General features: G+C 72.6%; 15 protein-coding genes and 1 pseudogene. 12 read left to right on the forward strand and 4 right to left on the reverse strand.

Annotated features, from left to right (window positions below):
• The first annotated feature begins 9 nt into the window (after positions 1-9).
• The 6 genes from AB0878_RS10520 to AB0878_RS10545 are packed head-to-tail and all read left to right on the forward strand — an operon-like array spanning position 10 to position 4,737.
• Positions 10-828 (forward strand): ABC transporter permease subunit, encoded by an 819-nt coding sequence (locus AB0878_RS10520; protein WP_366578531.1) that lies wholly within the window; start codon positions 10-12, stop codon positions 826-828.
• Positions 825-1,673: an ABC transporter permease gene (locus AB0878_RS10525; RefSeq protein ID WP_366578533.1), complete on the forward strand. Its 849-nt coding sequence runs from the start codon at positions 825-827 to the stop codon at positions 1,671-1,673. Before AB0878_RS10520 ends, AB0878_RS10525 begins: the two co-directional genes overlap by 4 nt.
• A 28-nt stretch (positions 1,674-1,701) precedes the next feature.
• Positions 1,702-2,532, forward strand: a complete 831-nt coding sequence (locus AB0878_RS10530) for an ABC transporter ATP-binding protein (RefSeq protein WP_366578535.1) — start codon at positions 1,702-1,704, stop codon at positions 2,530-2,532.
• Between the two features lie 38 nt (positions 2,533-2,570).
• The gene (locus AB0878_RS10535; protein WP_366578536.1) at positions 2,571-3,656 is read left to right on the forward strand and encodes an LLM class flavin-dependent oxidoreductase; all 1,086 of its coding nucleotides are present in this window, start codon (positions 2,571-2,573) and stop codon (positions 3,654-3,656) included.
• 54 nt (positions 3,657-3,710) lie between these two features.
• Positions 3,711-4,205, forward strand: coding sequence for a YceI family protein (locus tag AB0878_RS10540; protein ID WP_366578538.1), 495 nt, complete (start codon positions 3,711-3,713; stop codon positions 4,203-4,205).
• Positions 4,206-4,227: 22 nt separating this feature from the next.
• The gene (locus tag AB0878_RS10545; RefSeq protein WP_366578540.1) at positions 4,228-4,737 is read left to right on the forward strand and encodes an ester cyclase; all 510 of its coding nucleotides are present in this window, start codon (positions 4,228-4,230) and stop codon (positions 4,735-4,737) included.
• Between the two features lie 45 nt (positions 4,738-4,782).
• Here AB0878_RS10545 and AB0878_RS10550 read toward each other — a convergent pair whose 3' ends face one another.
• Positions 4,783-5,961: an alpha/beta fold hydrolase gene (locus AB0878_RS10550; RefSeq protein WP_366578542.1), complete on the reverse strand. Its 1,179-nt coding sequence runs from the start codon at positions 5,959-5,961 to the stop codon at positions 4,783-4,785.
• Positions 5,962-6,103: 142 nt separating this feature from the next.
• A complete protein-coding gene (locus AB0878_RS10555) occupies positions 6,104-7,006 on the reverse strand; it encodes an AraC family transcriptional regulator (RefSeq protein ID WP_366578544.1) in 903 nt (300 codons plus the stop codon).
• 363 nt (positions 7,007-7,369) lie between these two features.
• Between AB0878_RS10555 and AB0878_RS10560 the strand changes: the two genes are divergently transcribed.
• From AB0878_RS10560 to AB0878_RS10575, 4 genes and pseudogenes are all read left to right on the forward strand, one after another.
• On the forward strand, positions 7,370-7,696 hold the full coding sequence (locus AB0878_RS10560) for a hypothetical protein (protein WP_366578546.1): 327 nt from the start codon (positions 7,370-7,372) through the stop codon (positions 7,694-7,696).
• Positions 7,697-7,749: 53 nt separating this feature from the next.
• Positions 7,750-8,085: pseudogene (locus AB0878_RS10565) on the forward strand (ATP-binding protein); the annotation flags it as partial.
• Between the two features lie 190 nt (positions 8,086-8,275).
• Complete coding sequence (locus AB0878_RS10570) at positions 8,276-10,327, forward strand: LuxR C-terminal-related transcriptional regulator (RefSeq protein WP_366578548.1); 2,052 nt, start codon at positions 8,276-8,278, stop codon at positions 10,325-10,327.
• Between the two features lie 39 nt (positions 10,328-10,366).
• Positions 10,367-10,822, forward strand: a complete 456-nt coding sequence (locus tag AB0878_RS10575; RefSeq protein ID WP_366578550.1) for an SRPBCC family protein — start codon at positions 10,367-10,369, stop codon at positions 10,820-10,822.
• On the opposite strand, the gene AB0878_RS10580 is transcribed toward AB0878_RS10575, so the two are convergent.
• A complete protein-coding gene (locus AB0878_RS10580) occupies positions 10,782-11,684 on the reverse strand; it encodes a hypothetical protein (RefSeq protein WP_366578551.1) in 903 nt (300 codons plus the stop codon). The two genes, AB0878_RS10575 and AB0878_RS10580, sit on opposite strands and share 41 nt — an antisense overlap.
• A gap of 34 nt (positions 11,685-11,718) precedes the next feature.
• Here AB0878_RS10580 and AB0878_RS10585 point away from each other — a divergent pair, with 34 nt between their 5' ends.
• Positions 11,719-12,360, forward strand: coding sequence for a hypothetical protein (locus tag AB0878_RS10585; RefSeq protein ID WP_366578553.1), 642 nt, complete (start codon positions 11,719-11,721; stop codon positions 12,358-12,360).
• A 198-nt stretch (positions 12,361-12,558) separates the two neighbouring features.
• Here the strand turns inward: AB0878_RS10585 and AB0878_RS10590 are convergent, their stop codons facing one another.
• Positions 12,559-12,813 (reverse strand): hypothetical protein, encoded by a 255-nt coding sequence (locus AB0878_RS10590; RefSeq protein WP_366578554.1) that lies wholly within the window; start codon positions 12,811-12,813, stop codon positions 12,559-12,561.
• A 272-nt stretch (positions 12,814-13,085) separates the two neighbouring features.
• Between AB0878_RS10590 and AB0878_RS10595 the strand changes: the two genes are divergently transcribed.
• Positions 13,086-14,117 (forward strand): hypothetical protein, encoded by a 1,032-nt coding sequence (locus AB0878_RS10595; RefSeq protein ID WP_366578556.1) that lies wholly within the window; start codon positions 13,086-13,088, stop codon positions 14,115-14,117.
• The last annotated feature ends 38 nt before the right edge of the window (positions 14,118-14,155 follow it).

Here is a 14,155-nt window from a genome sequence, read left to right on the forward strand (position 1 = left end):
ACCAGTCCCATGTCGCTCGACGTCCTGCCCCGGCGCGCCGGCCCGCGCCGGGGGCACCGCCCCGCACTGTCCACCTTCGTGCTCGGGCTCTCCGGCCTGGTCCTGCTCGCCGCGGCCGAGGAGGTGGTCGCCCGTTCGGGCCTGGTGAGCACGCAGTACCTGCCGCCCGCGAGCGTGATCCTCACGCGGCTGGGGGAGCTGCTCACCAACGCGCCGTTCCTGGCCGACCTCGGCGCCACCGCGGGTTCGGCGTTGCTCGCGCTGGTGATCGCCGTGCCGGCCGGCCTGGTCGTGGGCCTGGTCCTCGGGCTCGTCCCGGCCGTGCACACCGCGACACGGATCGTCGTGGACCTGCTGCGGCCGGTGCCCGCGGTGGCGATCGTGCCGCTGCTGGTCCTGGTGACCGGCACGGGCCGCGCGTCGGTGGTGATCACGATCGTGAGCGCCACGGTGTGGCCGGTGCTGCTCAACACGATCCACGGCGTCCGCGACGTCGACGGCGTCGCGTTGCAGACGGCCCGCCTCTACGGCGCGCGGCTGCCGCGCCGGCTCGCCGAGATCGTGCTGCCCTCGGCCGCGCCGGTGATCGCGGCCGGCGTCCGGGTGTCGATCGGGCTCGCGCTCGTGATCGCCGTGGCCGCCGAGCTGCTCATCGGCACCGACAGCGGCGTGGGGGCCTACCTGCTCGCCGCGACCCAGGGTGGCAGCCACACCGACTACGCGTTCGCCGCCGTGTGCGCGGCGGGGTTGCTGGGGCTGGTCGTGAACGGGGCCGCCCGGGCCCTGGAACGACGGTTCCTGCCGTGGAGCGAAGGAGAACCGCGATGAGTGCCGTGCTTTCACCGGCGCCGGTTTCGGTGCGCCCACTGCGGACCGTCTCGGTGGTCGCGGGCCGGTTCCTGCTGCGGTTCGGCCTGCTGGCCGTGCTGTGCTGGGTCTGGCAGCGCGCCACCGAGGCCGCGGCCAACCCGTACTTCCCGACGCCGCTGCAGATCCTCGATCGCATGCGGACGCTGTGGTTCGCCGGCCCGGCGAGCCACCTCTGGACCTCGGCTCCACTGTGGACGGACGTGGCGCCGAGCCTCGTGCGGATGCTGATCGGCTGGCTCGGCGGCTCGCTGCTCGGCGCGGTGATCGGGGTGTCGGCGGGCGCGTTCCCCACCGTGCGGCGCATGGTGGACCCGGCAGCGCAGTTCCTCCGGGCGCTGCCGACGCCGGCGATCCTCCCGGTGTTCCTCATCGTGTTCGGCGCCAACGACGTGATGCGCGTGCTGGTGATCGCGTTCGGCTGCACGTGGCCCGTACTGCTCAACGCGATGCAGGCGACCGGCGCCATCGACCCCGTCGCGCGGGACACGGCCCGCACGCTGCGCCTGGGACCGGTGCGCCGGCTCGTGCAGGTCGACCTCTGCTACGCGACCCCGGCGATCCTGGCGGGCATGCGCGTGGGGCTCTCCTTGGCGCTGGTGCTGATGGTGCTGTCGGAGTGGGTCGTCGCCACCAGCGGGCTCGGCTTCTTCCTCGTCGACTCCCAGCGCCACTTCGAGTTCGCCGGCATGTGGGCGGCGATGGTCGCGCTCGGCGTGCTCGGCTACGTCTTCAACACCGTGTTCACCACGCTCGAACACCGCGCGCTGCGCTGGCACCGCCACAGCCGGGCCCGGCACGACTGATCCCCGAAGTACTCGACAGGAGTTGGTGATGACCTCCATGCAGAACCCGGTCCACGCCGCGGCCCGCCCGCTCGCGGGCGGTCCGGACGCGCCGGCCGAGCCCGCGTTGCGGGTCACGGACCTCGGCCACAGCTATCCCGGGCAACCGCAGCCGGTGCTGCACGACGTGTCGTTCACCGCGGCCGACGGCGAGCTGCTGACGATCGTCGGCCCGTCCGGCACGGGGAAGTCGACGCTGCTGCGCTGCCTCGCCGGGCTGCTGCGGCCCGGCCGGGGCGAGGTGTGCGTGCTCGGCAAGCCCGTGGACGGCGTGCCGGCCGGGCTCTCGATGGTCTTCCAGGACTACAGCCGCTCGCTGTTCCCGTGGATGCGCGTGGGCCGCAACGTCGAGTTCCCGTTGCGCGCCACCGGCGTGCCCGCGGCCGAACGCCGGGAACGCGCCGCCGAGTCGCTGGCGGCGGTCGGGCTGGGCGACGCGCGGCGCAAGTACCCGTGGCAGCTCTCGGGCGGCATGCAGCAGCGCGTGGCCATCGCCCGCGCGCTGGCGTGCCGCCCACGGATCCTGCTGATGGACGAGCCGTTCGCGAGCGTCGACGCCCAGACCCGCGCCGACCTCGAGGACCTCACGCTGTCGGTGCGCGACCGGTTCGGCATGACGATCCTCGTGGTCACGCACGACATCGACGAGAGCGTGTACCTGTCCGACCGGGTGATCGTGCTGAGCCGGCCGCCGGCCACGGTCGCCGAGCAGGTGACGGTGGACCTGCCCGCGCCGCGCGACCAGATCACCACCCGCTCGGACCCGCGCTTCGTGCACCTGCGCGCCGACGTCGCCGCGCACATCCGCGGCGACGTCTGAAGACAACCCCGCACACCTCACAGAACCCAAGGGGAGACATGAAGTTCTCGATCTACCTCAACGCCCAGTCGCCCGACGGCGCGCACGACCTCGAGGTCGTCGAAGCCGTGACCGAGCAGGCGCGCATCGCGGACCGCAGCGGTTTCGCGGGCGTCTGCCTCACCGAGCACCACTTCACCGGCTACAACACCTACGGCAACCCGTTCACCTTCGGGGCCTACCTCGCGCCGCAGCTGGAGAACCTGCACACGATCATCTCGGTCGCGGTCCCGGCGCTGTGGAACCCGCTCAACTTCGCCGAAGCGTGCACGACGCTCGACCTGCTCACGCGCGGGCGCTGCACCATCGGTGTCGGCACGGGCGGTTCGCCGCGCGAGTACCAGGGCCTCGGCCGCGACACGGCGAACCGCGCGGCGCTGATGGACGAGGTGCTCGACGTCGCGTTGCGGGCGCTGGACAAGCGGGACGACGACGGCGTGGAGATCGGCTTCACCACGACGCACTCGAACGGGCTGCTCACCCGGCGCATCATGCCCGGCAGCTTCCGCCCGTCGATCCGGTTCGCGCGCGCCGCGCTGTCCGACCAGGGCATCCTCGACGCGGCCGGCCGCGGCTGGGCACTGCAGACCGCGCGGGACGAGCTCGGCGAGACCGCGCGCAAGTGGGCGCTCTACCACGACGCGCTCGACCGCTCAGGCCACGACGAACAGACCATTCAGGACGCGCGCGACTGGTCGCTCGTGCAGAAGATGATCTACGTCGGCGAAACTGACGAGTCCGCGCTGCGCGAGGTCACGCCGGCGCTGGACTACCTCGACGCGTCGACCGCCAAGGCCTTCCAGGGCGCGGCCGGTGCGGCGAAGTTCCAGAACAGCGTCGTCGGCGTCGCGGCGAGTGACCGGGACGCGTTCGTGCGCAAGGCGATGATCGTCGGCAGCGCCGACACCGTCGCCCGCGAGATCGCGGCCCACGTTGAGCGCGGCATCGGCCACCTGGCGCTGGTTTTCCTGTACGGGCAGATGGATCCGGCCCTCGGCAATCGCTCGTTGCAGCGGTTCATCGACCACGTGATGCCGCGGTTCGCGAACACCTCGCCGGCCGTGCCGGTGGGGGTGGCGTCGTGACCACTGTGGACGAAACCACCCACCGGCCGCTGCGGACCGGCCGGGACCTGGACGGTGGACGCGGCGCACAGCCTCGTCGCGTTTTCCGTGGTGCACATGACGATCGCGCGGGTGACGGGCCGGTTCGACGTGCTCGACGGCGAGGTCGAGGTGACCCCGTCGGGCGCGTCGGTGCATGTCCGCGTCGCGACCGCCAGCGCGTCTTCGGGCCATCCGAAACGGGACGAGCTGATCCGTTCGGCGGATTTCCTGGACACCGAACGGTTTCCCGAGCTGGAGTTCACCGCGTCGTGCGACGGGTTCTCCGTGGGCGACTGGACGTTGCCGGGCCGCTTGACGATCCGCGGGGTCACGCGGCCGATCGAGCTCGCCGTGCGCACCGGCGGTGTCGTCGACCACCGCGGCGCCACGCGCGCCGGGTTCTCCGCCCGGACGTCGCTCGACCGGCGCGAGTTCGGGCTGAAGTTCGACGGCCTGCTCGCCGGCGGCGGCGCGGTGGTGTCGAACCTCGTGGACATCGTGATCGAAGCCGAACTTGTCCGGGCCTGACCGACCTCGAAAGGACGACCACATGCACACCCGCAGCCTCGTGACGAACCTCGTCGGCGGCGATTACCAGGATGCCGAGTACACGGAGGAGGAACGCCGCAACATCGACCTGGTCGTGAAGTTCCGCTCGGTCCCGCTGGAAGAACGCGCACAGTTCCTCAAGCCCGGCTCGACCGTGAACCGCGTCGGCATGGCCTCCCTGGCGGAGCTGTCCGGCCTGGGCATGGGCGGCTACCGCAAGGACTCCCTGCCGGATCGCTACGACGTCATCGAGGACATCGTGGCCAAGGGGGATCGCGTGTGGGCGGTGTGGTCGCTGACCGCCACCCACACCGGTGAGCTCTACGGCTTTCCCGCGACGGGCAACCGCATCGACATCACCGAGATGGCGATCTGGCGGTTCGAGGACGGGCTCGTCGCCGAGCACTGGTACTTCGCCGACGACTTCGCGTTGCTGCGGCAGCTGGGCGCGCTCCCGGAGTTCACCGACTACGCGGAGCTGACCCGCGGCCGCTGGCGCACGGCGGAATGAGCGGCGGGTGTCGTGCCACCGACCGGCGGCACGACACCCGGCTCGTCACGCGTTCTTGGTGAACGTCTCGTCGATCCACGCGGTGACCGTCGGCCACACGGGGTGGGCCGGCTGCACCACGTCGAAGTGGGTCGCGCCCTCGACCTCGACGTAGCGGGCGCTGCCGCCGCCGGCGTTGGTCTTCTCCGCGTAACAGCGGCTCCAGTCGGCGGGCACGGCCTCGTCCGCGGTGCCGTGCACGGCGAGCACCGGAACCCCGGGGTTGGCCAGCTCGAGCGGGGAGGTCCAGCCGTAGCGCTCGGGGTTCTCCGCGTAGTGCGCGCCGACCAGGAGCGGCACGATGCCCTTCGCGACCTGCGCGGCGACGATCGGCCACACTTCCGGACGGGCGGCCTCGGGCGCGTCCTTCGGCGGCTCGGCGTCGGGGTCGGCCAGCACCGTGCCGAACCCGGTGGCGTCGCCCGTCTTCAGGTCGAGCGCGCCGGCGAGCGAGACGATGCCGAGCGGGGTCACCTTCGGCTTCGCGCCCGGAGCTTCGGCGGGCAGAGCGCCGCGGTGGGCGGCCCAGGTGGTGAGATGCCCGCCGGCCGAGTGCCCGACGATGACGACCCGGCCCGGGTCGAGCGCGGGATCCATCCCGTCGACCGCGTCCACGGCCGCCGCGATGTCGAGGAACGTGCCGGGCCAGCCGCCGCCCGGCTCGCCGATGCGGCGGTACTCGATGTTCCACACCGCGTACCCGCGGCCGAGGAAGTCGTCGACGACGTCGGTGATCTGGCGGCGGTCCCACATGGCGGTCCAGTAGCCGCCGTGGACGACGACCACGATCGGGAACGGTCCGGTGCCCTCGGGCAGGTACAGCTCGCCGACCTGCGAGGGCTCGGGCCCGTAGGCCACGGTGCGCACGCGGCGCTCGACGGCGAGCGTCTCCTGGGCGTCGTCGTAGCGCACGCCGCGTTCGGCGCTCACCAGCGCGTCGATCGTGGCGAAGAACGCGCCGATCGCGGGCAGGTTCGCGCCCTTGGCCTTCGACTCGTCCCACGCGGCGTCGTCGGACCACTCGACGAAGTCCAGCCACGTGTTCTCGGCCACCCGCACCAGCCGCGCGGAGAGGAACCCGCGCCGGTCGGCCCGGAACGCCTCCACCATCGCCGGGCGCGCGGCCAGCATCGCCCGGGTGTTCTCCTCGGCCACCGTGAAGGTGGTCATCTCGACGACGGACATCGTCTGCTCCTGGTTCTGGTCGTTCTCCGGTGCCGCCCGCGCTGTCCGGGACGCGCACCGCCGCGGCGCCGCCGGCGGTGCGTCCGCACCGGGATTTCCCGACTGGTCATGAATCTTTACCGTCAATACATGCGACGACAGGCTACTGCCGCGTGCACTGGCTCGTCACCGCGTGCTTGCGGAAACGGGCAGGCGGAGTGCCCACTGTGGCACGGAACGCCTGCGCGAAGGCCGATTCCGAGCGGTACCCGACCTCGCTAGCCACGCGCGCCACCGAGAGGTCCGAGCGCGTCAGCAGGTCGGCGGCCACCATCATCCGGATCGAGGTGAGCAGCGTCGCGACCGTGATGCCGGTGCGGGCGGTGAAGCGGCGCGGGAACGTGGCACGCGACATCCGCGCCTCCGTCGCCATGCGGTCGATGGTCCACGACTCGCCCGGGCGTTCCACGACCAGCGCGATCACCCGGCCCAGCACGTCGTCGCCCATGGCGGTCCACAGGGCGGGCGTGTCGAGCCGCTGGTCGGGGCGGCTGCGCAGCGACATGGCGAGCAGCGCGTCGCACAGCGAGCACACGATGGCGCCGGTGCCGGGTCCGTCGGAATCCGCTTCGCCGCGCAGGACGTCGGCCAGCGCGAGCGCCGGGCGGTCCATCGTGACGTGCACCAGCGAGGGCAGCAGGCGGAACAGCAGCGCGCCCGCGGCCGAGTCGAAGCGGTAGTGGCCGCAGAACAGGTCGAGCTCGTGCTCGGCGCCGAGGGACTTGCGCGTGGTGAACGTCGCTCCCGGCTCCTCCTCGAACCGGCGCCGGCGGCCCGAGGCCGCGGTCACCGTGTGGGCGTCGCCGTGGGGGAGCAGGAGGTAGTCGCCCGGGCCCAGGTCGACTGTGGACGTGCCGGTGGTCACCGTGCAGCGTCCTTGCAGGACAAGGTGGAACTGCACCTCACCCGGCGGCGCGGCCTCGTGGTCCAAAGTGAACTGTCCGGCCATCAGGCACCGCACGTCAAGACGGCCCTCGAGGTGCGCCAGCCGGATGAGTCTGCTCACCCCGTCCATGAACCGATCCCGACAGAAAATGAGCCGATCATCCGTAGTCCCCTCTCGCGATCCAGTCCATCATGTGTCAGCGGAGAATGAGTATCAACCGAAAGGCGTTCATGTCGAACACGTCTTCCGCCGAAGGTGTCGCGGCGGGCCTCTCCGTAACCGTGGTTACCGGCAGCTTATTCCTCGGTGAATCTCTGCCGGCGCTCGGCCGCCTTCGGAGTGGGATGGACTGGTAGCCGAGGACACCGGAAGGCGGCCGCGGGTGGTTTGACCGAAGTCGAATTTCGTTGGTGTCACTGGATCTTCGGCGAACCCGGTGTCGCCTGAGATCAGGTAGTTCATTAAGATGACTTTTGTCGTTGCGTGGTTCCGGACGCCGATCGCGACGACGAGTACGAACTGTCCGGATCGATCGTTGTCTCTGCTGCTTCACCGCCGATCCGGCTTGTCGTGAATATTTCATCGACCCGGGTGGCGATTACGGCGGCCCTGAAGAAGGAACGAGTGCGGACCCACGGCATCGGACACGCGCACGGCGGCTCGGACCGCCGCGCGGCCCGCGAACTTGTCCGCTTCGGCAGGCGAGCCGCGGCTCCGGGCGGCGCCGGCCGCTCCGGCCCGGCCGGCGGCACCGGCGCGCGGCTGTGGCACCGGCTGCGGGAGCCCGGGAGGGCCGAGCCGTGCCGCTGATCGGCCGTGACGACGAGATCGCCTCGATCCGCTCCTTCTTCGAAGGTGCCGGCGTGCGCGGTGGTGCCCTGCTGGTGGTGGGGGAGGCCGGGGTCGGCAAGAGCGCCGTGCTCGACGAGTTCGCCGCCGGGGAGGCCGGCCGCGGCACGCGGGTCCTGCGGGCGGCGGGCGCGCAGTTCGAGGCCGAGGTCGGCTACTCCGCGCTCAACCAGCTGCTCTTCCCGCTCGGAGAGGAGATGGCCGCCCTCACCGACACCCACCGCACGGCGCTGCGGTGCGCGCTCGGCTTCGAGGTCGGCGCGGCACCCGACCGGCTCGTGGTGTCGAACGCGGCGCTGCTGTGGCTGCGGTCCGTCGCGGCCGAAACGCCACTGCTGATCGTGATCGACGACCTGCACTGGGTGGACCGGGCCAGCGCCGAGGTGCTCGGCTTCGTCGCCCGCCGCCTGGTCGGCAGCCCGATCGTCTTCCTCGCCGCCTGCCGTTCGGCCGAGCGCGGGTTCTTCCAGGACAGCGGGCTGGCCGAGGCCGTAGCTGCCGTCCGCGCTCAACGGGGACCAGCGGACGGACTTCACCACATTGCCCGAGGTCCTGCCGCTGTCGGACCGGCTGCAGGTGCTGTTCACCTCCCGGGTGCGGGGCCTGCCGGAACGCTGCCGGCTGATGATGCTGCTCGGGGCGCTCGGCGGCAGCGTCGAGGTGGCCCGGTTGCGCACCGCGGGCGGCGAGACGTGCGACCTCGACGACCTGGCCCCGGCCGAAGCCGCCCGGCTGGTGCAGCTGAGCGGCACCCGTCTCGGCTTCCGGCACCCGCTGATCGGCGCCGCGGTGGTCGAGGCGTCGGCGGAACGCGAACGGCGCTGGGCCCATCGCGCGCTGGCCGGAGTCGTCGCGACGCCCGAACGCCGCGTGCGGCACCTGGCCGAGTCGTCCGTCGGCGTCGACGCCGACATCGCGGCCCAGCTGGAGGAGACGGCGCAGGCCCTGTTGCGCCAGGGCGACGCACTGGGCGCGGTGGCCGCGCTGACCCGCGCCGCCGAGCTCAGCCCCGACCCGGCCGACCGCGGCCGCCGGCTCGCCGAGGCCGCGTACGTCGGAGCCGACGCCGGTGGTGAGCTGGCCACGGCCAGCCGCCTGTTGGGCGACGCCCGCCGGTCCGGCTCCCTGCCGACACATTCGCTGCCCGGCGCCGCCGCGGCGGCGCACCTGCTGATCAACTCCGACGGCGACGTCACCACGGCCCACCGGCTGCTGGCCGGGGCCGTCGAGGCCGGCGACCACGGGTTCGACGCCGGTGACGCCGTGCTCGTGGAGGCGCTGCTCAACCTGCTCCTGATCAGCTGGTACGTCGGCACGCGGCAGGCGTGGGAGACCTTCCACCGCCTGGTCGGGCGGCTGAAGCCGGAGCCGCCGCCGGTGCTGCGCGTGAACGCGACCGTGTTCTCCGACCCGGCGCGCGCGACCGACGACGACGTCGCCGAGCTCGACGCCGTGATCGACACCGTCGGCGGTGACGAGGACCCGACCCGGCTCATCCGCATCGGCACCGCCGCCGTGTTCGCCGACCGGCTGCCCCGGCTGCGGGAGGCCGAACGGCACCTCGCGCAGTCGCGCCACGCCGGCAGGGGACCGGCCCGCCGCCACCTCGGCGCGCTGATGCACCTGGGGATCGACGGCTTCCAGTCGGGCCGCTGGGACGAGGCGTGGCAGTTCGCCGACGAGGGCCTCGCCGTCTGCACCGAGCACGGCCTGCGTTTCTTCCCCTGGTACTTCCACTGGGTGCAGGCCCTCGTCGCCGCCGGCCGCGGCGAGGTCGGGGCCGCGCGGCAGCTGACCGACGACATGACGCAGTGGGCGATCGCGCACCAGGCCGCCGGCATCACGTACTTCGCGTGGCAGGCTCGCGCGCTGTCCGACGTCGGCGCCGGCGAGTACGACGACGCCTACCACCACGCGACGCAGGTCAGCCCGGCGGGAGAGCTCGCGCGGTACCGCCCGAGCGCGCTCTGGGTGGCGCCGGACCTCGTCGAAGCGGCGCTGATCACCGGGCGCCGCGCCGAGGCGAACGCGCACGCGGCCGCACTGCGCGAGGCCCGGCTGGGCAAGCTGTCACCCCGCCTGCGGCTGGTCACGGCGGCGGCGACCGCGATGACGGCGGACGACGACACCGCCCGGGAACGGTTCGAGGCGGCGCTGTCCGGTCCCGCACTCGACCGCTGGCCGTTCGACCTGGCCCGCGTGCGCCTCGCGTACGGGGAACGGTTGCGCCGGCTGCGGAGCACGAGCGCTGCCCGCGAGCAGCTGACCATCGCGCACGACACGCTGGCCGCGCTCGGTGCCGTCCCGTGGCGGGACCGCGCGGCCAACGAACTGCGCGCGACCGGCGTCACGCGGCAGTCGGCGTCGGACACCAAGTCGCCGCTCACGCCGCAGGAGCGCGAGATCGCGGAGCTGGCCGGCGCCGGCCTGACCAACAAGCAGATCGGGCAGAAGCTGTTCATCTCCCACCGCACCGTGGGCGATCACCTCTACAAGATCTTCCCCAAGCTGGGCATCACCTCCCGCGCGGCGCTGCGCGACGCCCTCACCGCGTATGACGACCGGGGCCGGTCGGGCAAGCCAGTCATGTGACGGGTGCTGTGTCTACCGGCGAAGTCCACTCTCGGGGGTATGAGCACAGGAGCACACCCGGACGTCCACTGGCCGCCCGGCTGGGGGCCGGACCGTTGCGACAGCTTCGTCAGCCACGAACGTCACGTGGCGGCACCGGCCGACGCGGTGTTCACCCGGCTCGTCACGGTGGCAGAGTGGCCGAAGTGGCAACGTGGCGTGGACCGGGTCGACGTCTCCGAAGAGCTGATCGTCGGTGGCCGGTTTGTGGTCGTGGCGGCGCCGCACACCCTCGACGGGATCGTGGGCGAGCTGGTCGTGCCGAGCCGGTTCGGCTGGGCCGCGGTGAGCGACCGGCTGAGCTTCTACCAGTCGTGGCTCCTGCTCGACGCGCCGAGCGGCGGCACCCGCACGGTCTTCCACGAGGCCTCGCGCGGTCCTTCGGCGCTGCTGCGCACTTCCGACCGGGCCGGGCTCACGTGTTCGTGGCTCGACGCCCTGCCGTCGTCCGTTTGATGCTCGACGGGGCCACGCGGTGGTGACGGTCCGCCGGGTGTTCGCCACCGGCCCGTTCGCCGAGACCGGCCGCCCCGTGACGGTCGAGGAAAGCGAGCACCACGGCCTCGTCGCCGTCGCCGGCCGGCAGGGGTGGCGGGAATGGGACGGGCGCACCCGGCTGTCGCCGCACGTGGTCGGCCTCTACGACCGGCGGGACCTGACCTGCCGCCTGCTCCTGTGCAGTCGGTTTCCGGTGCACGCGGTGGACTTCCACCCGCTGCTGCCGCTGCTGGCCGTCGGGACCGGGCGGTACGACGGCGGCTTTTTCTACTACGGACAGCTGCTGTTGTGGCACTTCGGCTCCGGCCGCGCGGTGTCGGCGCTCGCCGACAGCCGGGAGATCCGGTCCGTGCGCTGGCGCCGGTGGCGCGAGGGCCGGGTGCTGGATCTCGCCGTCGCTCCCGTGCACGAGGACGAGCTCGGCCGCGAGTCCCACACCGTCGGCTACGACGCGATGCTCGAACGCGACGACTGGTTGTCGGTCCGCGACGGCGAGATCTCCTGGCAGGAGCTCGACGGGCCCTGCCGCGAAAGCGACGATCCCCGCGACGAAACCCTTGCGCGCGAGCACCTCGAAGGCCTGAGCCCCGGGTGGCGCGAGGTCGGTGCGGTGTGGCGCGTGGAGTCCCTTGCCGACGGGGCGATCGCGGCGTCTTCGGAAGGCGGTCCGGTGACCGTCTTGTCCTCTATGGACGGTGAGCGGCCGGTCGAGCGTCCGGAGTCTCGTTCTCTGCGCGATTCCGCCGCTCCTGATCGCCGGGAGCCGCCGGGGGGGTTTCACCGCGTTGCCGGTCCGGAGGGCCTCGTCGTCGTACGTCACCGGAGTTTCCGGCGACGGGGCACGCTGGGTCGCAGTGGTGGATCCCGACGGTGCCGAACCGACCGCGCTGCCGCTGTTTCCCGTGGCTCCGTCGGAAGAAACTGCGGACCTGACGGAAATCGGGGCGGCGGTCGAGCTCGACGGCGTCGCCTTGATCTACGCGACCTCCTGGTTGCGCACCGGGCCCGAGCTCGACGTCGACGGCCCTGCGGCCGATGCCCGGCACGCCGCCACCCTCGTGACGCGGCGCCGGCTGCCGGACGGCGAGGCCGGGTGGCAGTTCGTGGTCGGGGCCCAGGTCCTGGCGATCGAAGCCGACGCCGCGATCGTCTACCTCAGCCTGAGCTCCGGCCTGCTCGTGGCGCTCGACGCCATGACCGGCGAGGTGCTCTGGACCCACCCGCTCGTCGTGGCCGGGCTGCCGGCGACGGGCTCGGCGCTGGCCCTGGCCGGGACCGGACGCTTGCTGGTCGGGACCACCGAGGGCCAGGTCGCCGACTGCGCGGTGCCGGCCCGCGGCGAGCTCACGGCCTACCCCAGCGCGCCCGCCGAAGGGCCCGTTTTCCGTGTGGTGCCCCGGAAACCGCCGCAGTACCTCCGAGGACTCCGAGCCGGCGCCATGATCGGCGCCGCGACCGGATCGCTCGGCGGTACCGGCCGGCTCCGTCACCGGTAGGTGGTCAGCCACAACGCCGCGCCCCGCCCGCGAACGGCGCCCGGCACGCGCCGCACGGCCATAAGCGCCGCCGAGCGCGCGCAGTTCCATGGCGGCCGGGGAGCCAGGCCCGACCAGGTCCGGCCACCATCGCCGTGACGACCACGCTCGCCTTGCCGCGGCACAGGGCCCGGAACAGCTCCGGCTTGCGCTCGACGTTCACCGCACCCCGTCGAGGCTCACGATCTCGACCAGGCGCACCCGGTCCGCCGCGTACCCGTGGCGCCGGCGCAGGACCGGGCTGAGGCCGTACTCCGCGGCGGCCCCGAACACGTCGCGCCGGCACACGCCGGCGCCGACGCGCGCGACGAGGCGGATCGGGTCGAGTGTCACCTCGGTCGGCCGGTCCAGGCGGTCCGTCGGCGCAGCGGTCACGGTCGTCTTCTCCGGCGGGGTCTCGGGGCGGTTCGGCAACACCCTCCTTCGCCGGAGCCCGCGCGGTGAACCGCCACACGACGGTCGCGGTGGGCCGGAGGTGTCTGTCGCCCGACCGGGGGTCATCCCATCGGGCCCAGTCGGTCGGCGGCGGCGGGGACCGTCTCCGGACCCGTCATCTGACGGGCACTGAACGCGGCCGATCCGAGCACGATGGCGTTCAGCGCGAACGCCGGGCCACGACAGCGGTTCCGGCACGGTCCGGGCCGCCGAGGGGGCGGCCCGGAATCCCACTCTTCCTGGAGCACCCGTTGACGAGCACCGCCGTCCCCGCCACGCCGTCGGCCGAGCCCGCCGGCGGTCCGCCGGCCGCAACCGCGCCGGCGCGGTACCCGTTCACGACGTTCGCGATCAGCTTCGGCCTGGTCGGGCTCGCCGGGGTGTGGACGAGGGCGGCGCCGGCACTCGGGTTGCCCCGTGCGGTACCGCAGGCGTTCTGGGCCGTCGCGGCGATCGCCTGGGTCTGGCTGATGATCGCCCACGCGGTGCGGGGCCTGAAGAGCGAACAGCAGCTGCTCGACCACCTGCGCCACCCCGCGCAGGGGCCGATCGCCTCGCTGGCCCCGGTCGTCGCGATGCTGCTGGCGTCCGACCTGTTCACGTGGTCCCCGGTGGCCGGACGGGTCCTGTACCTCCTCGCGCTGGCGACGTCGACGGTCTTCGCCGCCTGGATCCTCGCGTCGTGGTTCGAAGGGCGCCTCGGGCTGGAGGCCGTGCACGCCGGGTACCTGCTGCCGACGGTCGCGCCGGGCCTCATCGGCGCCGACGTCGCCCACGTGCTGGGCTACCCCGGGCCGGCGTGGGGCCTGTTCGCCGTCGGCGCGTTCTTCTCGGTGGTGATGACCCCGATCATCGTGCAGCGCCTGAGCTTCCACAGCCCGCTTCCCGAGGCGCTGCGGCCGACCACCGCGATCCTGCTCGCGCCACCGGCGGTTGCGGGGCTGGCGTGGTTCACCTTGCACGGGTTCGCGGTGGACCCGATCGGCCGGGCGATCGCGGGGGTCGGCGTGCTCGTGCTGCTGGTGCAGGCGATGCTGCTGCCGCGCTACCGGAAGCTGCCCTTCTCGCTGGGCTTCTGGTCGTTCACGTTCCCGCTGGCCGCGAGCGTGTCGTTGACGGAGAAGTGGCTCCAGCTCCTGGAGCCGGCGGGCTGGCGGATCTACACCGGAGTCCTGGCCGGCGCGTTCACCGTGTTCATCGCCGTGCTGGCGGCGTTCTCGCTGCGGCCCGTCGCCCGGAAGCTCGGTATCTCGGGTCACCGCACCACAATCGCGGCCAACTAGTCAAAAAAATTGACCAACATGTATATTGACGAAGTAAC

The organism is Amycolatopsis sp. NPDC047767 (assembly GCF_040704195.1).
Classification (GTDB): Bacteria; Actinomycetota; Actinomycetes; order Mycobacteriales; family Pseudonocardiaceae; genus Amycolatopsis.

Excerpts from the sequence above, each read along its gene's own strand:
- AB0878_RS10520 (WP_366578531.1), top strand. The coding sequence starts at position 10 with ATGTCGCTCGACGTCCTGCCCCGGCGCGCCGGCCCGCGCCGGGGGCAC.
- AB0878_RS10525 (WP_366578533.1), top strand. The coding sequence starts at position 825 with ATGAGTGCCGTGCTTTCACCGGCGCCGGTTTCGGTGCGCCCACTGCGG.
- AB0878_RS10530 (WP_366578535.1), top strand. The coding sequence starts at position 1,702 with ATGACCTCCATGCAGAACCCGGTCCACGCCGCGGCCCGCCCGCTCGCG.
- AB0878_RS10535 (WP_366578536.1), top strand. The coding sequence starts at position 2,571 with ATGAAGTTCTCGATCTACCTCAACGCCCAGTCGCCCGACGGCGCGCAC.
- AB0878_RS10545 (WP_366578540.1), top strand. The coding sequence starts at position 4,228 with ATGCACACCCGCAGCCTCGTGACGAACCTCGTCGGCGGCGATTACCAG.
- AB0878_RS10550 (WP_366578542.1), bottom strand. The coding sequence starts at position 5,961 with ATGTCCGTCGTCGAGATGACCACCTTCACGGTGGCCGAGGAGAACACC.
- AB0878_RS10575 (WP_366578550.1), top strand. The coding sequence starts at position 10,367 with ATGAGCACAGGAGCACACCCGGACGTCCACTGGCCGCCCGGCTGGGGG.